Genomic DNA, 18,926 nt, shown 5'->3' with positions numbered 1-18,926 from the left:
AAACATCATTTACAGCGCCAACTGAACTAACATTCGAATACCTGTAATAAGCAATACAACAGCAAATACTTTTTTCAGTTTAGCCGCATCCAGTTTCGCGGCAAGCGATGCGCCAATTGGTGCAAAGAAAACAGTAAGCGGAACAATACAGATGAAACCAATCAAATTCACGAGACCATATGTACCGACAGGAGCATCGCTTGGTGTGGTTCCCAATAACAGCATCGTTAACGCGCCTGGCAAAGATATGATAAGACCAATCGCCGCAGCCGTACCAACCGCCTTGTGGGCTGGATAATTGTATAGCGTAAGCAAAGGAACAGATATTGTCCCGCCACCGATACCAACCATGGAACTAAAAAACCCAACGGACGTCCCCATCACTGATTGTCCAGCTTTGCCCGGCAAACTTGTAAATAACGCTGACTTTCCTGTTCTAAATAACATATTGAGCGCGGATAAGGTCGCGATCACACCAAATAGCATTGTCAACCACGTACCATCGACGCGCGTAACTAGCCAGCTGCCCACCAACACACCAACGAAGATGAATATGGCCCAACGTTTTAGCAGACCAAAATCTACGTAACCTTTACTGTGATGAGACCGAATGGAGCTGATTGAAGTAGGCACGATCGTCGCCAGTGAGGTGGCAGTTGCCACTACCATGGAAGACTCGGGACTGACGCCAAAGCTCTGAAACAAGAAAAACAATACAGGTACGATGACGATTCCGCCACCAACGCCTAATAATCCGGCAAGGATACCAGCAAATACTCCTGTCGCTAACAAGGCTAAAAAGGTGGGAAAGTTTTGTGTTAAAAATTCAATGATACTCATCAGTGACTACTTCTGCTTTGAGTGGTTTATCTAGGTTTGCTCACAATTGTTTTGACTTTTAAGCGGCCAATTCTCGTCTGACGATATCGGCACCAGCGCGTAAGGCTTCAAGTTTTCCTCTTGCAATTTTTCGGGATAATGGGGCCATGCCACAATTGGTGCACGGATAGAGCTTATCTGCATCGACATATTTCAAAGCGCCTCGCAAAGTCTCAGCGACCTCTTCGGGCGTTTCGATAGTTTCATTTGCTACATCAATGGCACCGACCATCACTTTCTTGCCTCGAATAAGTTCAAGAACCTCAACCGGTACGCGACCGTTATGGCACTCTAACGAAACAATATCGATATTAGATTCTCGTATCGATGGAAATGTCTCTTCATACTGTCGCCACTCCGAACCTAAAGTCTTCTTCCAGTCTGTATTGGCTTTAATGCCATAGCCATAACAAATGTGTACAGCGGTCTCGCATTTCAGACCTTCAATCGCCCGCTCTAAACACTTAATGCCCCATTCGTTGACCTCATCAATGAAGACGTTAAATGCAGGCTCATCAAACTGGATAATATCAACACCAGCCGCTTCGAGTTCCTTAGCCTCTTTGTTTAAGGCAATGGCGAATTCCCAAGCCAGTTTTTCACGGCTCTTGTAGTGCTCATCGTAAAGCGTGTCCACCATCGTCATAGGACCGGGAAGCGCCCACTTTATTGGCTGTTTGGTTTGTTTGCGTAAGAACTTCGCATCTTCAACAAACACTCCTTTCTGGCGACTCACTGGACCAACAACAGTCGGCACACTCGCGTCATAGCGATTTCGAATCCTAACCGTTTTGCGCTTATCAAAATCAACGCCGCTCAGGCTCTCTATGAAAGTCGTTACAAAATGCTGACGCGTTTGCTCACCATCACTCACGATATCTATTCCTGCATTTTCTTGCTCCTGCAAGGTAACGCGAAGTGCATCTTGTTTACCGGAGACTAAGTCCTCTCCCTCCAACTTCCATGGTGACCAGAGTTTTTCAGGTTCCGCTAACCATGAAGGCTTGGGTAAGCTACCAGCCGTCGAAGTAGGTAATAATTTTTTCATCATGAATTTCCGTCTTTTTAGGCCAATCACGAGGCTAGGTTTTGTAAAACATCGTTTGATGGGGAAAAGTTTGCCGACCATTTTTCTAGAACATTCTGGTAGGGCTTTATAAAATTCTCCTCAGCAAACTTCCCTTGCTTGATGGCTAACTGACTACGTTCCTGTCTGTCATAAACAATTTGCGTTAAGGAATGATCTGAATGCTTCAATTTTGGCTGATAGTGATTACCCGCCACCGCGTTAGCGTTGTAGATTTCAGGCCGATAGATTTTCTGGAAGGTCTCCATCGTACTGATGGTACTGATCAACTCTAGATTGGTGTAATCGCTAAGCAAATCGCCAAAGAAGTAGAACGCAAGCGGCGCGACACTGTTTGGTGGCATAAAATAACGCACTTCAAAGCCCATCTTTTTGAAGTATTGTTCAGTCAAAGAAGATTCGTTTGGTAAGTATTCAATGCCTAAGACAGGATGACCGTTTTCTGTACGTTGATAAATTTTATTATCAGACACACTCAGACAGATAACAGGCAGCTTGTTAAAGTTCTTTTTGTAAGTATCAGAGCAGATAAAATCTTTGAATAGATTGCCATGTAGATCGCCAAAGTTATCAGGAATACTAAAATGATCCTGGTCTTTATTATGATCCAAAAGCAGCACGCTAAAATCATAATCCCGAACGTAAGATGAGAAGTTATTCCCTACAATGCCTTCAATTCTCTTATTCGTAAGGCGGTCAACAACATAAGTCTTGAGAATTTCTATCGATGGAAATTTTTCACCATTTCCTTCGATATCCATGTCGACCGATACAATCTCCAAGTCAACTGAATAGCGATCACCTTTTGGGTTGTCCCAATTAGCGAGAGCGTTGAATCGGCTATCCACCATTCTCAAGGCGTTTCGCAGATTCTCTTTACGGCTTTCACCTCTCGCCAGGTTTGCGAAATTAGTTGTGATTCGAGTACCGTCTGATGGACGATAGTGTTCATCAAACTGAATTGTCTTAATTGTGTATGTAAACCCTTTACTCATGGTGACCTGACCTCCCGTATACATGCTATGCCGCATTTAAAACTGTATATAGTTATACCCAGATCAAATCATGAATAAAATTGATTTTATTTCATTATTTTATGAGTTTTTATCATACTTAATTGGAGCGAGAGGATAGAACCTAGCGAAAAACCTAGGTTTTACCGGTTGATATCGGATATTCGTAGCCACGTGCCATTTCAATAAATGCATTGAGATACTTAATATCGCCATCACTTTCACGCGTCCCCACGAATATCTGCTTGGCAATGCCCTCTCTACCTAAACGCACCACACTTAAAGGAAGCTTTTTACAATACTCCTCTGCTAACCAACGTGGCAGAGCAGCCACACCGCGCCCACAAGCGACCATCTGTAACATGATCTCGGTCGTCTCACTGGTTTTGTGAAGTCTGGGCACGACACCCGCCGGATTAAGGAACTGGCTATAAATATCGAGTCGATCAGTGGCGACCGGATAGGTCAGTAAAACCTGGTCTCTTAAATCTTCTGCTTCTGCATATTGGCATCCAACTAAATCGTGCCCCCGAGGCACAACCAAGACCTGCTCATAATCAAATACAGGGGTGAAATTTAGGCCGCTTTTATAAAACGGATCTGGCGTCACCAATAGATCAATTTCGTAATCTAACAGTGCGCCGACACCACCAAACTGGAACTTCTGTTTTACATCTACATCCACATCTGGCCACGCATCCAAGAACGGAGAAACGATTTTTAACAACCATTGATAACAAGGATGGCATTCCATACCAATTCGCAATGTGCCTCGCTCACCTTGCGCCATTTGCTTGAGCTTTTCTTCAGCATGATCTAGCAAGGGAAGCACGCGATTCGCGATATTTAATAGATAACGACCTGACTGAGTGAGACGCAAACTGCGCCCTTCTCGAAACCAAATTTCGGCGCCGAGATTATCTTCCAGCTTTCGCATCGTGTGACTTAAAGCGGATTGCGTCACGCAAAGCGCTTTAGCAGCCGCCGTTAATGATCCGTTCTGTTCAACGGCGTGCAGAATTCTAAGGTGAGTACGTTCAATCATCGTTAAGTTCAGCAAACATCATGCATGAGAAATATTAATCGGTACGTGAAAATATACCATTTTTACTCATCATAAAAGTCCTCTAAACTTGCTAGAACTCGATTATTGAAATAGTAATGATGGCTTTGATATGAACAAAGTTGCGAATAAAGTTACGCACGAATGTCAGGTCTTGAGCGCAGAACCCTTGACCAAAGATACCCTAGAGATTGAATTACTTTCTCCCGTCGGCACCTCGCTGAATTATCATGCAGGGCAGTATCTGCAGCTGGAACTCGATCTAAATGATGATGGAGAACCACAAGCGTTTTTTTATACCATTGCGAATCGTTGCGACCCAAACCAAGCTCGTCGAATACAACTGTATATTCAGAATGGTAGTGAGTTAGCCGGTAGAATATTGAAACACCTTACAAAATGTCTTATCGATGGGGCATCAGTGTCCGTGACCTTACCGATGGGGCAGGCTTTTTTGCAAACCAACCTTAATCAAAGGCATCTATTGATCGCCTCGGGATCAGGTATCGCGAAGATTAAATGCTTAACCGAAGAGGCTCTTACAAGACAACCTAAAGCACTGATCAATATCTATTGGTCGAATAGACATATCGACGACTTCTATCTGCTAAACCAATTTCAAGGCTGGGCAAAACAACATAAGAACCTCACCTTTACGCCGATCTTAGAAACAGAAAATAGTGAATGGAATGGCCGCTCCGGTTATATCTATGAGGTGATTGAGCATGATTTTGAAGACCTCGACAATACCAAGGTTTATCTATGCGGATCGCCCCAAATGGTATACGGCACTATCGATAAACTTGAATCCAAAGGCCTTAACGAAGCAAATTGCTACTCCGATGTTTTTGAATACGCGCCTAGAGAACGACGAATAGCAATTTAGGAATTGGACAGTTCAGTTCAACGCCCTTGCCCTATAGGAAGGGTTCTCTGGTAACAATGTTTTAATCTCAAGCAAACACGCATGGCACAAGCAGCCTTGCCAATGTTCCAAAATAAACGCCATTTGTTCTCTAGATAAGTGGACATCGCTACAGTGGCAAATTGTGATTGATCCCATTTTACATTCAAAGGGTGATCCACAACGGGGGCATTTGATTTCTTCATGGTTCGGCATATTTCTTTACAACGCAAATTGAACTCGGTAAACGGTCCTTTGCGAAAAAAGAAGAAACTACAGGAGGCAAGATAAGCGGTAACACTAAGCTTGCTTAAGGCAACTAAAACCTGTCTTTCTATACCTCATGATCGCGAAGGCATGAAAGTTCACCCAATAGTTTGTGGATGAACTGCGTTGGCAGGTCTTCGGACTTAAGGGCAAATAAGCTGAGCTTAGTTTTCTACGGCGACGGCTTCCCGGAGCTCTTTCCAGTGCCTGATCTTAATCTATATGAGATACCAATCGTGTCGCTTTCGTTCCCTATTACCGCTGCGCGTCAGTTCTGGATTCTCACCAGATTTCCTCTTAGCACAACCTGTAGATACCCTAAGGCATCTATTTAGTAGGCGTGAACCAATGCGGTACTGAATATAAGTTTACTGGCCTAATTATGCAACTAGTGGAGCACTAGTCGCCATGACTCAGCAATTCAAATTAAAGAAGCGTTGTGACTCTATCTATACCAGTTCTATAGGACCATGATCATCACAATGCCCGTTGTGCACGTGGTGTAACCTGCCATCCACTAAATAATCTATGTGATCTCCATGAGGCACCGCTTCGTGGCCACAACCTGGACCATGAACATGATCTCCGCAGGAGTGTAAAGGCTTACACCCATCTGGATTAGCGTCACTAACCTCGATGGTATGTTCATCGTAGTGATCTTCATGAAGGTGGTGTAGATGCCCGTCATGAATATAGTCGATATGATCGCCATGACGAATCGCAGTATGTCCACAGTTTGGGCCATGAATGTGATCAGGGTGGGATGAAGTGTTTGAGCAAGACATAGTATTCCTCCACAATCCGAATATTAATCAGCGGTCTATGTCAGTTTAGTCGACTATGAATGCCTTAGTATCAAAAGTACTCAGGTGATAAGATCATTTTGTTATTACTAACATTGAGCTTCAGTCATTTAGTGCGCTTCTATCTTTAAGCACACATCGAAAAACAAGCGATTTTCAGGTCTGCAATGTCTGTTTAGGTAATTGAACTAGGTCAAAGTTAGACCAGAAAACTCGGCCAAATACTAAACCGATCTCTAATGACGGTTTAGGAGGTATTTCTACCAAATTGGAATGACCGCTTTCTCATGAAAGTGAATGCCCGCAAACCAAGATTTCTTTCCTGACTGAAGGTCCGCTTTCCTATTGAAGCGGGCATTGTGTTCAGAGAGCCGCCAAGGTCTGCTCTTGTCTATTTTCATGCATTCGCAAAGTAGATTCCGGATACCCCAGGGCTCCCTCTCTTGCGCGTTGCGCAATTCACCTTGTCGCGCTTCGCTGTCCGGAATGACGCAATGGAACGAAGGGATAATCGCGTTGAGCGCGTAAGCGATCCGGGTCGCCTTTGGGGTGTTGGGGTCTTTGGCGAAACAAAGACCCTGACTTGCCGTCGGCCAGCGCCGACAGGAACAGAAGAATGAGCCTGATGTTACCCTCTAAAAACAACAACCACTTATGCCTAACCGTAGACAACACTCACAAAACAAAAAAAGCCGCTACTAGTTTCCCAATAGCGGCTTCATTTCATCAATGCTTGAGTCTAGCTACCGATAAAGTCTCGCATTAGTTCAGCTGTTTTTTCTGGTGTTTCAACCATTGCTAAGTGACCAATACCAGGCAATACAACCTTCTTAGAGTTCTTCACCAGCGCCGCATATTCATCAATATTCTTGGCACTAATCACCTTATCTCCTTCTCCCCAAATGATTAGGGTTGGCGCGGTGATATTAACGAATTCTTTGTCTAAGCCTTTAGTGAGGTCTGAACGAATGTCTTTAAAAATCTTTTCGTTGATCGCTAGTCGAGACACCGCTATTTCAGCCTCCGCTTTTGCAATCGCATCGGGAATAAATGGCTTCACTTCCATGACAAACTCTAAGACCCGATAAAAGTCTTGTTCAGTTTTTGCGATCAAAGGATTGCTCCCTTGCTCGAGAATTTCGTCCATCTGCGAAGGCTGAGTATGCACACCTGCTGGACTGATTAAGGTAACCGATAACACTTGATCTGGATGACGGGCTGCGTAAAGTGATGAGATAGCGCCACCCATAGAATTGCCCACCAAATGGAACTTCTTGATATCTAGCTTCGCCATCAAAGCATTCACAAACGCAACTTGATCAGCAATATGGTAACTCGCGTTCAGATCTTGCTTGTTTTCACCATGCCCCATTAGATCTGGAACAATCACACGATACGTCGAACCGAACTGCTGCGCTAGACGCAACCAATTCGTTTTACTACCACTAAAACCATGCAACATTACTAGAACTGGGGCATCAGCGTTATTATCGTATAAGGTGACTTGCTGACCGTTTACTTCAATTGTTTCGTGAACGAGACCAGCTTTTTCGGCCTCCATGTTGAGTGCCCACGCCCTAAACTCAACACGCTTTTCTAAAAATAGGGCATTCGCTCCCATCAAAACAATTAACACAGCAGCGAGAAAAATGATTACCTTCTTCACATTATCTTCCTTATGGAACAGTTTATTTGTATTTATTTTGTACTTTTCGCACGCATCCTAGTAGACAGCTCCTAGCCCCTCTATGGTAAGCTGCGCTTCAAGTTGATAAATTTGGCCAAATAATAAGATTATGCCAACGAGATCAGTATTAGGGTTATCGTATACCGCACAGCTTTTTAAGTCTCTGGGTTTTGACAGCGATGCTGTTTTAAATAGCAACGGACTAAACGTCGATCGTATCGATCCGCAAGCGCGCATCACACGCAGCAAAGAGCTTGAAGTCTATCAAGACTTAGTCAAATTAAATCCCGACCCTCTCATCGCCCTCGAAATCGGTCCTTTCCTTGGGCCTGCTGGCTACGGCCCATTCGCAATGTTACTTAGCAGCTGTAAAGATGGCTATGAATCTTGCCAGATGGGTATTCGCTACCAATCTATGGGCTATATGTTCGGCGAAATGAGTTTTTCTTTGGCGACTGATAACTCGTCACTACGTTTCGACCCCGCAATGCTTCCCGAAGATGTGCGCGAATTTGTTTTGTACCGCGACATGGCAGGATGCGCGAAGCTCGTCCGTGACATCTATATGATGAACGGAATCGATTTTCAAATCGTTGAAGTTCACCTGACTGTCACGCCAAAAAAACAAGATCGTATTAAGTTTGAAAAAGCTTTCGGCTGCCGAGTGTTGTTTGGCATGCAAAGCAATCGCATACTGATTCCAACCGCGCTACTGAAACAGCCCTTCCCTCAAGCGAATAAAAACGCATTCGACATGTATCGTGAGCAATGCGAGCAGATTCTGTTCGAATCAAGTCAAAAAGAAGAAACGCTCACTGATGCATTGAAGAACTATCTTTTGATGTTTAGTTATGACATTCCTAAAGCCAAGGAAGCTGCTCAAACCTTTGGTATGTCAGAACGAACTTTACGCAGAAAGTTAAGCGACGAAGATAGCAGCTTTCAGAACGTGTTGGATGAAGTGAGATTCGAGAAAGCAAAACGCTGGTTAAGCGAGTCACAATTAAGTATTGAGCTAATCGCTCTGAAACTGGGTTACCAAGAAGCCGCCGCGTTTAATCATGCCTTTAAGCGCTGGAGTGAACGAAGTCCTTCGCAGTATCGTAAGGATCATTCCTCTAAGAGATAGTTCACCGCTCTTTTTACTTTCGGAATGTGATCAGGCTTGAAACCCTGAAACGAACCAATCACCTCTCCTCGTTGATCTATAAGAAACGAGGAAGGTAAACCGACCAAGTGATATGCCCGCTGTGTCTTTCCTGTTTTTTCTGTCAGTACGGTATAGTCAACCGGATAATCCGCTAGAAATCCAAGCGCCTCAGCTGAGTCTTCATCTAAGTTAATCGCAATCACTTGAAAGTCGTCTGGTGAGAATTCCTTTTGCAAGCGATCTAGCGCCGGTAGCGATTGTCGGCAAGGCCCACACCACGACGCCCAAAAATCGAGATAGATAACCGTACCACGGTAATCACTCAACCGATGCATCGTGTCGTTAGCTAATTCTTTAAGATGAAAATCAGGCGCTGCTACGAAATCGGCCCGTGAGATTGAGGAAATTAGAAGAAGTAAAATAAAAATGAGATGCTGCATTCTCATTACCAATGCGATACCAAATGTCCTAAGACTTAATGATAAAGCATTGGTTCAAATGAAACAGAGCTTAGACGCACATTTGGTTGCAGCCGCCGAGCACACCGAGTGCTGGTAAATCAAGAATCTGCAAATCGGTTCGCTTCACATCAATCAACCCGTCTCGCTGGAAGCGTTTGAACAAACGACTGATGGTTTCCGGAGCAAGATTAAGATGATTAGCGATATCTCTACGTGGCACCATTAAATTAAAGCGCGTATCAGAATATCCGCGTTCTTTGTAACGAGCAGATAAAGTAAACAAGAAGGTTGCAAGCTTCTGATCAGCCGCGTGTTATTGTTGTTTTTCGTGCCCGCTTTGCACTTCTTTACGAGTACTGAGAGCAAGTGGTGTTGTAAGCCAGGAATTTGCAACGCAAGTCGTTCGAGCTTCAAATATTTGATAGCACAAAGGCTAGATGTCCCAAGCGCAATCACACTAGAGGGATGCGAATTTTGGTGCAGCGCATCTAGTCCGAAAAGTTCACCTGGAAGATGGAAGCTTGCGATATGCTCCGAACCTTGGCCATCATTGAGCACAGTTTTGAACATGCCTGATTTAACCGCATAGACATACTAAAAATTTTGACCTTCTGAGTAGACGCGTTCACCTTCATGGTAAACCCTTCCCGCATCAACAATTTCTTCTAGCGATGCCATCTGAGCAGGATTCACACCTACTGGTAAACACAACTTTCCAAGCGCACATTCACCACGTTTCAAGTCGCTAATCGTAGCTAGTCTTATTCCCTGATCCATAACCGCTCGTTTTTATTTATACTGTTTTACTGTATCGAGGTATTTCAACATTCTGTTGTTCTCCTCTTGCCAAATAATGATCAAACGTCATCGCAATATTTCTTAAAAATACGCGACCAAGTTCGGTCACTTGGATGCCGTCATTGTTTAACAGCACCAAGTCATCTTTGACAAACTGAGATAGATTTTCTAAATCTCGTTTAAAATATGTATCGAAGTCAATCAAATGTTCGTTACCAAATGCAGCCTTGCTAATAAATTCACCGCACATAATCCGCTGAATAAGGTCTGATCGAACGATATCATCAGACGACATAATCAGTCCTTTGTAGAGCGGTAATTCATCATTTGCTAACTGCTCTCTGTACTCAGATATTTTAGTCACGTTTTGACTAAAGCTGTGATTCACCTTAGAGATAGCGCTCACCCCAAGGCCGATCAAGCCTGTTTCAGCATGCGTAGAGTAACCTTGGAAGTTATGCTGCAACGAGCCGTTTTCTTGTGCTTTCACTAAGCTGTCGCTTGGCAGAGCAAAGTGATCCATTCCGATATAGCTATACCCTTCATCACCCAAGCCAACAATACTGTCACTGAGAATATGAATCTTCTCTGCACTCGATGGAAGTTCTTCTGCATTGATCAAATGCTGAGCAGGCATTCTATCTGGCATATGCGCGTAGTTATAAAGCGCTAAGCGATCAGGCTTAATCCGCAAAACTTCTTTCAGTGTTTCATCAAATGAAGCACGAGTCTGCTTCGGTAATCCATAAATTAAATCAAAAGAAATGGAGCTGACACCCAAAGCACGAGCGCGCGCTACAAGCGCCTCGATTTGTTCAATACTTTGTTCACGGTTCACCGCTTTTTGTACTTCTGGATTAAAGACCTGAATACCAAAACTAAAGCGATTAAAGCCTAGGCCCACTAGTTCATCGATGTCATCTACTGTGACGCTTCGTGGGTCGATTTCGATGCCCATCTAAAGCTTTTGAGGAAGTCCAAAATGGAAAGATTGTGCGAGTAACTCTAGGATCTCTTTGATCTGATCAGTGCTCATAAAGGTCGGTGTGCCGCCACCAAAATGAATCTGTTCGACTAAGCGACCACTTTCAAATAATGGCGCTTTTAAAGCGATCTCTTTACTTAGCAATTCAATATATTCATCCGCTCTAGACATATTTCGAGTCACCACTTTGTTGCAACCACAGCAATAACAAAGCGATGCACAAAACGACACGTGAATATAAAGGGACAAGCTTCTAGGAACTGGGTGCTGATTACTCTCAGTCACCTGCTCAAGATAACTACCTAATGGGAAGTCATCACGAAAATGCAGCGCCGTCGGGTATGAAGTATAACGAGGACCATAACCTTCATACCGTAAGAGAAAATCGTTGAGTTGATCAGCATTTATCACGAAAGTAGCCTGCAAAAAAAGTATCTTGGCGCAGTCTACCTAGTTTGCAGGCTTGTTCTCTTGATCTAAATCAACCTAGTTTGATGGAAACGCAGCTGCGCTGCACTTTGTTCTTGGTCACCTTCACTCTTCGGTTCAGACCAATGATATATAATAATGCGGCTCACGTTTGCATAAGGCACATCAAAGCTCCAAAGTTTACTGGTTGGCATGCCTAATACGTGAGTCAGAATGGCACGTATGACGCCGCCGTGGCACACCAACAAGCGGTGTTGTCCTTTACTTTGTTCAACCAGATCTTCCCAAGCACCATGTACTCGTGTCACGAACTGACTGAGCGGTTCTCCGCCAGGAGGCGTATTGTTCTCGGGATCTTGCCAGTACTTAGAAAACGCCTCTTTGTTTCCTTCCATCAATTGCTTATTGGTGAGGCCTTCCCACTCGCCAAATGCAATTTCACGAAACTCTGCATTGATATCGAGATCTAGCGACAGTTTATCTGCCAGTTCACCGGCAAAATAACGACATCGCGATAAAGGCGACGAGACAATACTTGCCCAAGGAGAATGCTCACCTACGGATGTTCGCATTTGCTCCCAGCCTAGCTCTGAGAGTGGATCATCAAGCGTGCCACGAAGTTTTTGCCCACCTTCAGGCTCTCCGTGTCGTATCAGGTCAATAATCGTTTCTGTATTCATCATGTTTCGTCGATTTTGTTCGGCATTTGAGCAAGCTGCGCGTATACTACGCGCCAGTTTTTTGGCCACTCGCGCTCGCGTAGTTGACGTTAATTTTGGAGAATCAGCATGTTATCAGTTAATGAGTACTTTGACGGCAAAGTAAAATCAATCGCATTCGAAGGCAAAGATCTACCTGCAACAGTAGGTGTAATGGTTGCCGGTGAATACACCTTCGGCACAAGCCAAAAAGAATACATGACTGTTGTCGCTGGCGAGCTTCAAGTTAAGTTGCCTGATAGCGACGAATTCGTCAGCTTCACAGATGGCCAAACATTTGAAGTTGAAGCAAATCAGTCTTTCGATCTAGTCGTCCCGACGGATACTGCTTATCTTTGCAAATACGAGTAAGTAATTAAACTCGTGCCCTATGGGTCGCAAATCTACGCGGCCCATAATTTTTCATTTCCAGCGCACTAATTCTTGTTCTTTAAGCTACGTTCTTTGAAATATGCCGCTTCTTCATTGACTTGCATCAGCTCACGACGCAATAGATCGAAACCCAAGGCCGCAACGAGTATTTGAAAGCGTTTTCTGTCTACTGGAAAGTAGAAACAGTGTGCCTTTATCTCACTCTTACTTCCCCACGCCACCCATACAGTACCGACAGGTTTATCTGTTGTACCACCTTGAGGCCCAGCTATTCCTGATACCGCGACACCTAAATCAGCGCCGCTTCGATCCAAGGCGCCTGATAGCATTTGTTCTACAACCGCTTGGCTAACCGCGCCATGTGCAATTAATGTCGCTTCTTCGACGCCGAGCATCTTCTGCTTCATTTCATTGGAGTAAGTAACAAAGCCAGCATCAAATACGCCCGAAGCGCCATCAAGCTCGGTCATCATAGAGCTGATCAGTCCGCCCGTACATGACTCGGCAAAGGTCACACGTTTGCTTTGCGCTAACAATAAATCTTTCACGACATGCGCAATGCTGCGATTATCATCGGTCACAATATGCGCGCCAAATAATTGCTCCACTTGTTCAGAAAAATGCTCGAGCAACGCATAGTCTTGCTCATGATTTGCTTGGAGCTTTAACTCCAACATTGGCAATGAAGCGCGAAACCCAAGCTCCAATTCTTTTGGAAGTTTCAAACCACTCTTAAAAACACGCTCTTGAATGCCTGACTCACCCATTCCAAAAACACGATATCGTTGTCGCTTCACTTTGGCATTCGAGTCTAAAGGTAAACGCGGGAGAATCTCCTCACTAAACATTGTTTTCAGTTCTGATGGGACTCCAGGTGTGCAGTAAACAGTGCATCCATTAATCTCAGCAGAAAAGCCAACAGCTGAACCTGTGGCATTAGGAACTAAACCTACCCCGTCAGGCAAAATAGCCTGCTTTTTGTTGGCTGCATTGAAGGCAATATTTTTACTTTTGCACCATTGTTCAAGGTCCGCCATTGCCTGCGGATGTTCAAGCAAATCAACGCGCATAACATTGGCTAGGGCTTGTGCTGTGAGATCGTCAACAGTTGGCCCCAAACCACCATTCACAACAAGCACATCAGAAAAACCCGCAATGCGCGCTATTTCCTGCTCAAGCAAGGCTAAGTCATCCCCAACAGTTGCCTTGTAGTAAATCGTGCAACCAAAGGGGCTAAGGGCTTCAGCTAACATTGCCGAATTGCTATCGACAATGTCACCACTCATTAACTCATTGCCTGTTAATAGCAAAGAGAGCTTTATAGATTGTTGTTCGTTGCTCATAGAATTCTCTGACGATACGCAGCGCAATATAGTTATTTACCGAGAAGCGCTGCCATTTCAATAGAGCGATCAGCACACGCTGTCATCGCTTTTTCAACCAGCTGAGGCAGACCTTCATTTTCGAAAACATGAATAGCACGTTCAGTTGTGCCGCCGGGCGACATGACGTTTTTCTTTAATTGTTCTGCTGGCAGATCACTTCCGAGCACCATTTTGGCTGACCCAAGTGCTGTTTGTGCAGCTAATTGCTTCGCATCTTCTGTGGATAAGCCAAGTTTCTCAGCAGCCTTCGCCATCTCGGAGATCATCAAAAAGAAATATGCCGGACCGCTCCCTGATACTGCCGTGACCGCGTGAATCAGCTCCTCTGAGGCGACCCATCTTGCAACACCTATTGCAGCAAAAACATCTTCAACCGCTTGCTTTTGCTCGGCACTGACTTTCTCAGTCGCATACAAACCACTTGCGCCCTCTAATACTTGAGCAGGCGTGTTTGGCATCACGCGTACAATCGCAATGTCTTCACCTAGCCATTTCTGCAAACTTGAAACTTCGATTCCTGCTGCAATCGACACCACTACAGGAGATTGCGCGGCCAAAGCGTCTTTCATCGGTGCAATCACCGCCTCGAGGACCTGCGGCTTCACACATAACAATACGATATCAGCAGCACGTACCGCTTCGACATTATCAGTGGTTGTACTAATGCCAAGCGTTTCAGCCATCTGCGTCAACTTATCCTGGCTTGGATCACTTGCGGTCACACGCTTTGGGCTCACGCCATTCTCAATCAAACCTCCGATAATCGCGCTTGCCATATTGCCAGCACCGATGAAACTAATATTCAGTTCGTCTAACTTCATTCTTTGTTTCCCGTTTTCGTGGAAATTAAAAGTCACGATGACTCATCGAGCTTCTAATCCTAATTTTTTCTTTCACCAAATATATCAGTGCCTACACGTACCATGGTTGAACCATGCTCAATAGCCAACTCTAAATCTTTCGACATCCCCATCGATAAGGTATCAACTGAAGAATAACGTGCAGCGAGCCGATCTTTTGCTTGATGTAAAGCGTGCATGCTTTTCGCTAATTGCTCGTTATCGGCACTTGCACTCGGAATCGCCATAATTCCGCGCAAACATAATTTATCCATACCCGAAATCTGCTCGGCTAATGCATCCAATTCATCAAGAGAGATTCCAGACTTCGTTTCCTCTTGATCGATATTCACTTGAATACATACATTAAGCGCTTCCGATGTTTCTGGTCTTTGATCGTTCAATCGTGTTGCCACTTTTAGGCGGTCGACACCATGCACCCACGCGAAGCTTTCAGCGATGGGACGTGTTTTATTCGATTGAATCGGACCAATAAAATGCCATTCAATGCTGCCTGCTTTTTCAGGTGCTAATGACAAGATCTCTTCTTGCTTCTCAAGGGCTTCACTCAGGTAATTTTCCCCAAATAATCGTTGCCCTTGTTCATAGGCTTCGATCACCGACTTAGCTGTATGTTTCTTGCTCACAGCGAGTAACTGAACCGAGCCACTTTCTCTCTCAGCCCGAATTGTTGCTTTTTGTATTCTTAAACTAACGCTCTGGAGCTTGTCTGCTATGCTAAACATTATGCTAATCAATAAGATAGTGGTGTTAGGGGTTAAGTTCTCTGAAAGCCATACCTATCAAGGCTTAGAACATTTCTGAGCCGTATGGGCAACAACTAATTATCTCAATAAGTTTAACAAGATGAGATTTTTACTCTAGTGAAAATCTAGTCCTATAGAGGGTTCTCATGGATATTACCGAACTGCTCGCCTTCTCTGCGAAGCAAGGCGCATCAGATTTACATTTGTCATCAGGCTTACCACCCATGATTCGTGTTGATGGCGATGTACGTCGTATCAATCTACCAGCGATGGAACACAAAGAAGTGCATCGCCTGATTTACGACATTATGAATGACAAGCAGCGTAAAGATTTTGAAGAATTCTTAGAAACCGACTTTTCATTTGAAGTACCTGGTGTCGCACGTTTCCGTGTTAACGCATTTAACCAAAACCGTGGCGCAGGCGCAGTATTTCGTACCATCCCTTCCAAAGTATTAACCATGGAAGACTTGGGTATGTCGCAAGTATTTAAAGACATTGCTGAGGTACCTCGTGGTCTCGTACTGGTAACCGGCCCAACCGGTTCTGGTAAATCAACAACGCTAGCGGCAATGATCGATTTCATTAATGACAATCGCTACGACCACATTCTGACCATCGAAGATCCAATAGAATTTGTTCACGAAAGTAAGAAATGTCTCGTGAACCAACGTGAGGTACATCGTGACACCTTAGGCTTTAACGAAGCACTGCGATCGGCACTTCGTGAAGACCCCGATATTATTCTAGTTGGTGAGCTTCGTGACCTTGAGACCATCCGATTGGCACTAACCGCTGCAGAAACAGGTCACTTAGTATTTGGCACTCTCCACACCACATCTGCTGCCAAAACAATTGACCGTGTCGTTGATGTATTCCCAGCGGAAGAAAAAGCTATGGTTCGTTCCATGCTTTCAGAATCTCTACAAGCCGTTATCTCGCAGACACTGTTGAAGAAATCAAATGGTGGTCGTGTTGCCGCACATGAAATCATGATTGGTACACCAGCGATACGTAACCTTATTCGTGAAGATAAAGTTGCACAGATGTACTCGGCAATACAAACAGGGGCCAGCATTGGTATGCAGACGCTCGACCAGTGCTTGCAAAACTTGCTTAGCAAAGGCCATATCAATCGCGATACAGCACGCGAAAAAGCAAAAATCCCTGAAAATTTCTAAGAATTAGCCGATAAGTTTATTTATCGGATGCAAGACAAGTTAAGGAAGAAAACGTGGACTTTGATCGACTCTTAAAAATCATGGTTGAAAAAGGAGGCTCAGACCTCTTTATCACAGCAGGCGTTCCACCTAGCATTAAAATCCATGGCAAGATCGTCCCTGTCACAAAGCAATCTCTGACACCAGAAATGTGTCGTGAGATTGTCTTTGACACCATGAACGACAAACAACGCGACGAATTTACTGAAAAAAACGAATGTAACTATGCCCTCAGTGCACGAGGAATTGGTCGTTTTCGTGTATCCGCATTCTCTCAACGTAACCTTATCGGTATGGTGCTGCGTCGTATCGAAACGAATATCCCACGTATTGAAGACCTCGCGCTTCCAGAAGTTATTAACTCTCTAGCAATGACGAAACGCGGTTTGATTATTTTTGTGGGCGCAACGGGTACTGGTAAGTCGACCTCTCTCGCATCGATGATTGGTCACCGGAATCGAAACAGTAAAGGCCATATAATTTCGATCGAAGACCCTATTGAATATATTCACCAACACGAGGGCTGTATCGTTACGCAGCGCGAAGTGGGGATCGATACTGAGTCTTTCGAGGTTGCGCTTAAAAACACATTACGTCAGGCACCTGATGTCATCATGATCGGTGAGATCCGTAGTAAAGAAACAATGGAGTATGCGGTAACTTTCGCAGAAACAGGTCACTTGTGTCTCGCGACCCTACACGCCAACAACGCGAACCAAGCATTGGACCGTATTATTAACTTCTTCCCTCCGGAGCAGCACAACCAAATCTGGATGGACCTGTCGTTAAACTTGAAAGGCATTGTCGCGCAGCAGCTTGTACCGACTCCCGATGGCACTGGTCGTCGAGCGGTAATTGAAGTACTTCTGAATACACCGCTTTGTGCAGATCTTATTCGTAAGAAAGAAGTGCATAAACTGAAGGAGATAATGACAAAATCTCGCGATGTCGGAATGCAAACCTTTGACCAAGCGCTTTATGACCTGTACGCTGCCGGCGAAATCACCTACGAAGACGCACTGGCGCATGCTGACTCTGCGAACGACTTGCGTCTTCTGATTAAACTTGGTTCTGACGCATCAAGCCCTGATGAGCTTTCGAGCAATACACAACGGCTTTCGATTCAAGATGATGGTTTAGTGTAGGCACGTGCAACGCATTACCTTGAAGTAGTAAGAAAGACATGAAAACCCAAGCCAGACTATTAGCGAAATACATGGATAGTGCACAGTCTGGCCGGATTGAATGGATTGGTTTGCGACCTTCTCGTAAAGCCGATATTAAAACCGTATCGCAGGTCTATGCCAAGGCAGATCGAGGCCTCCAAGGCGACCATAGCGCTAAACGCGCTAATGGCTCTGCACGACAAATCACACTGATCAACGCCGAAGATATTCAAGCACTCAGCACCCTACTAAATAGATCATTAATTGACCCATCTATTCTGCGCAGAAATATCGTCATCTCTGGCATGAGCCTGCACGCGATGCGCTATCAGCTTCTACAGATAGGTAATGCGATTGTAGAAGTAGGCGCGCACTGCCATCCCTGTTCTCGTATGGAAAAATCATTGGGGAAAGGGACTCTACTCGCGATGTATGGCAGAGGCGGCTATTGCGCAAAAGTGATTCAAGGCGGTGAACTTAAAATTGGCGATGAAGTTCGCGTAACACAACTTCAACGAGAATTGTTTTAGACACCCGCAATAGATCATAAACCTCTTTTGATTCCTACACGTATACCTTTCAAATAATTGAGCGAGGCGTGTATGGCTCTATCAGCCGAAGATATCTCTAGAATCATTGAAATGGCATGGGAAGATCGCACCCCCTTTGAAGCCATCAAACATCAATATGACATGAATGAATCGGAAGTCATTCGATTCATGCGCCGTCAACTTAAACCTTCTAGCTTTCGTCATTGGCGCACGCGTGTGTCATCGCGCACCACGAAGCATTTGAAACTCCGTAACCCAGACATCTCTCGAGGGTATTGCTCCACACAGTACAAGCAACGCTAGTAATTAACAGGCAAAAAAATGCCCACGTTAAAGTGGGCAAGAACACGAGACAATTTACTCTGATAAGCAAACTCGTAA

At 44.6% G+C, this 18,926-nt stretch carries 22 protein-coding genes, 2 pseudogenes and 1 riboswitch; of the genes and pseudogenes, 7 read left to right on the top strand and 17 right to left on the bottom strand.

Annotation, left to right across the window (positions count from 1 at the left end; genetic code table 11):
* Positions 1–9: 9 nt before the first annotated feature.
* The 4 genes from A3738_RS17145 to A3738_RS17130 all read right to left on the bottom strand — a co-directional run bounded on the left by A3738_RS17145 (position 10) and on the right by A3738_RS17130 (position 4,024).
* Complete coding sequence (locus tag A3738_RS17145; protein WP_068480551.1) at positions 10–840, bottom strand: sulfite exporter TauE/SafE family protein; 831 nt, start codon at positions 838–840, stop codon at positions 10–12.
* Positions 841–898: 58 nt separating this feature from the next.
* A complete protein-coding gene (locus A3738_RS17140; RefSeq protein ID WP_068480548.1) occupies positions 899–1,927 on the bottom strand; it encodes a methionine synthase in 1,029 nt (342 codons plus the stop codon).
* Between the two features lie 26 nt (positions 1,928–1,953).
* Positions 1,954–2,961, bottom strand: a complete 1,008-nt coding sequence (locus A3738_RS17135) for a DUF1852 domain-containing protein (protein WP_068480545.1) — start codon at positions 2,959–2,961, stop codon at positions 1,954–1,956.
* A gap of 154 nt (positions 2,962–3,115) precedes the next feature.
* Positions 3,116–4,024: a LysR family transcriptional regulator gene (locus A3738_RS17130; protein WP_068480542.1), complete on the bottom strand. Its 909-nt coding sequence runs from the start codon at positions 4,022–4,024 to the stop codon at positions 3,116–3,118.
* A gap of 130 nt (positions 4,025–4,154) precedes the next feature.
* On the opposite strand from A3738_RS17130, the gene A3738_RS17125 reads away from it, so the two are divergent.
* Positions 4,155–4,928 (top strand): NAD(P)H-flavin reductase, encoded by a 774-nt coding sequence (locus A3738_RS17125; RefSeq protein ID WP_068477541.1) that lies wholly within the window; start codon positions 4,155–4,157, stop codon positions 4,926–4,928.
* 12 nt (positions 4,929–4,940) lie between these two features.
* Here A3738_RS17125 and A3738_RS32655 read toward each other — a convergent pair whose 3' ends face one another.
* The 3 genes from A3738_RS32655 to A3738_RS17115 all read right to left on the bottom strand — a co-directional run bounded on the left by A3738_RS32655 (position 4,941) and on the right by A3738_RS17115 (position 7,682).
* Positions 4,941–5,162 (bottom strand): cysteine-rich CWC family protein, encoded by a 222-nt coding sequence (locus tag A3738_RS32655; protein ID WP_082878553.1) that lies wholly within the window; start codon positions 5,160–5,162, stop codon positions 4,941–4,943.
* A gap of 161 nt (positions 5,163–5,323) precedes the next feature.
* A riboswitch (cobalamin riboswitch) is annotated at positions 5,324–5,549 on the bottom strand.
* Between the two features lie 113 nt (positions 5,550–5,662).
* Complete coding sequence (locus tag A3738_RS17120) at positions 5,663–5,998, bottom strand: hypothetical protein (protein WP_082878554.1); 336 nt, start codon at positions 5,996–5,998, stop codon at positions 5,663–5,665.
* Positions 5,999–6,755: 757 nt separating this feature from the next.
* Positions 6,756–7,682: an alpha/beta fold hydrolase gene (locus A3738_RS17115; protein WP_068502926.1), complete on the bottom strand. Its 927-nt coding sequence runs from the start codon at positions 7,680–7,682 to the stop codon at positions 6,756–6,758.
* A 130-nt stretch (positions 7,683–7,812) separates the two neighbouring features.
* Between A3738_RS17115 and A3738_RS17110 the strand changes: the two genes are divergently transcribed.
* A complete protein-coding gene (locus tag A3738_RS17110; RefSeq protein WP_068502929.1) occupies positions 7,813–8,832 on the top strand; it encodes an AraC family transcriptional regulator in 1,020 nt (339 codons plus the stop codon).
* On the opposite strand, the gene A3738_RS17105 is transcribed toward A3738_RS17110, so the two are convergent.
* The 7 genes and pseudogenes from A3738_RS17105 to A3738_RS17090 form a co-directional block, all read right to left on the bottom strand.
* A complete protein-coding gene (locus A3738_RS17105) occupies positions 8,814–9,293 on the bottom strand; it encodes a TlpA disulfide reductase family protein (protein WP_197469263.1) in 480 nt (159 codons plus the stop codon). The two genes, A3738_RS17110 and A3738_RS17105, sit on opposite strands and share 19 nt — an antisense overlap.
* A 70-nt stretch (positions 9,294–9,363) precedes the next feature.
* A pseudogene (locus A3738_RS29440) lies at positions 9,364–9,603 on the bottom strand (helix-turn-helix domain-containing protein); the annotation flags it as partial.
* A pseudogene (locus A3738_RS32650) lies at positions 9,537–9,896 on the bottom strand (cyclic nucleotide-binding domain-containing protein); the annotation flags it as partial. The pseudogenes A3738_RS29440 and A3738_RS32650, both read right to left, overlap by 67 nt.
* 12 nt (positions 9,897–9,908) lie before the next feature.
* Complete coding sequence (locus A3738_RS29430) at positions 9,909–10,091, bottom strand: hypothetical protein (protein ID WP_068763385.1); 183 nt, start codon at positions 10,089–10,091, stop codon at positions 9,909–9,911.
* 16 nt (positions 10,092–10,107) lie between these two features.
* Positions 10,108–11,070, bottom strand: coding sequence for an oxygen-independent coproporphyrinogen III oxidase (gene hemN, locus A3738_RS17095; protein WP_082878557.1), 963 nt, complete (start codon positions 11,068–11,070; stop codon positions 10,108–10,110).
* Complete coding sequence (locus tag A3738_RS29425; RefSeq protein ID WP_082878558.1) at positions 11,071–11,508, bottom strand: hypothetical protein; 438 nt, start codon at positions 11,506–11,508, stop codon at positions 11,071–11,073.
* Between the two features lie 65 nt (positions 11,509–11,573).
* Complete coding sequence (locus A3738_RS17090; RefSeq protein WP_068503002.1) at positions 11,574–12,209, bottom strand: histidine phosphatase family protein; 636 nt, start codon at positions 12,207–12,209, stop codon at positions 11,574–11,576.
* 105 nt (positions 12,210–12,314) lie between these two features.
* On the opposite strand from A3738_RS17090, the gene A3738_RS17085 reads away from it, so the two are divergent.
* Positions 12,315–12,596 (top strand): pyrimidine/purine nucleoside phosphorylase, encoded by a 282-nt coding sequence (locus A3738_RS17085; protein WP_068502282.1) that lies wholly within the window; start codon positions 12,315–12,317, stop codon positions 12,594–12,596.
* Positions 12,597–12,661: 65 nt separating this feature from the next.
* Here A3738_RS17085 and A3738_RS17080 read toward each other — a convergent pair whose 3' ends face one another.
* The 3 genes from A3738_RS17080 to A3738_RS17070 are packed head-to-tail and all read right to left on the bottom strand — an operon-like array spanning position 12,662 to position 15,587.
* On the bottom strand, positions 12,662–13,960 hold the full coding sequence (locus A3738_RS17080) for a CinA family nicotinamide mononucleotide deamidase-related protein (protein ID WP_068502930.1): 1,299 nt from the start codon (positions 13,958–13,960) through the stop codon (positions 12,662–12,664).
* A gap of 32 nt (positions 13,961–13,992) precedes the next feature.
* Positions 13,993–14,823 (bottom strand): pyrroline-5-carboxylate reductase, encoded by an 831-nt coding sequence (gene proC, locus A3738_RS17075; RefSeq protein ID WP_068475962.1) that lies wholly within the window; start codon positions 14,821–14,823, stop codon positions 13,993–13,995.
* Positions 14,824–14,882: 59 nt separating this feature from the next.
* Positions 14,883–15,587 carry a YggS family pyridoxal phosphate-dependent enzyme gene (locus A3738_RS17070; protein WP_068502934.1) on the bottom strand — a complete coding sequence of 235 codons (705 nt, stop codon included), beginning with the start codon at positions 15,585–15,587 and terminating at the stop codon, positions 14,883–14,885.
* A gap of 167 nt (positions 15,588–15,754) precedes the next feature.
* On the opposite strand from A3738_RS17070, the gene A3738_RS17065 reads away from it, so the two are divergent.
* From A3738_RS17065 to A3738_RS17050, 4 genes are all read left to right on the top strand, one after another.
* Entirely contained in the window at positions 15,755–16,789 is a 1,035-nt protein-coding gene (locus A3738_RS17065; protein WP_068475964.1) for a type IV pilus twitching motility protein PilT, read from the top strand.
* A 53-nt stretch (positions 16,790–16,842) separates the two neighbouring features.
* Positions 16,843–17,973, top strand: coding sequence for a PilT/PilU family type 4a pilus ATPase (locus A3738_RS17060; protein ID WP_068475965.1), 1,131 nt, complete (start codon positions 16,843–16,845; stop codon positions 17,971–17,973).
* A gap of 38 nt (positions 17,974–18,011) precedes the next feature.
* Positions 18,012–18,524, top strand: coding sequence for an MOSC domain-containing protein (locus A3738_RS17055; RefSeq protein WP_068502937.1), 513 nt, complete (start codon positions 18,012–18,014; stop codon positions 18,522–18,524).
* A gap of 72 nt (positions 18,525–18,596) precedes the next feature.
* Positions 18,597–18,848, top strand: coding sequence for a TIGR03643 family protein (locus A3738_RS17050; protein ID WP_068475967.1), 252 nt, complete (start codon positions 18,597–18,599; stop codon positions 18,846–18,848).
* Positions 18,849–18,926: the final 78 nt, after the last annotated feature.

The organism is Oleiphilus sp. HI0066 (assembly GCF_001635725.1).
This window is presented reverse-complemented; position numbering and strand designations above follow the sequence as displayed.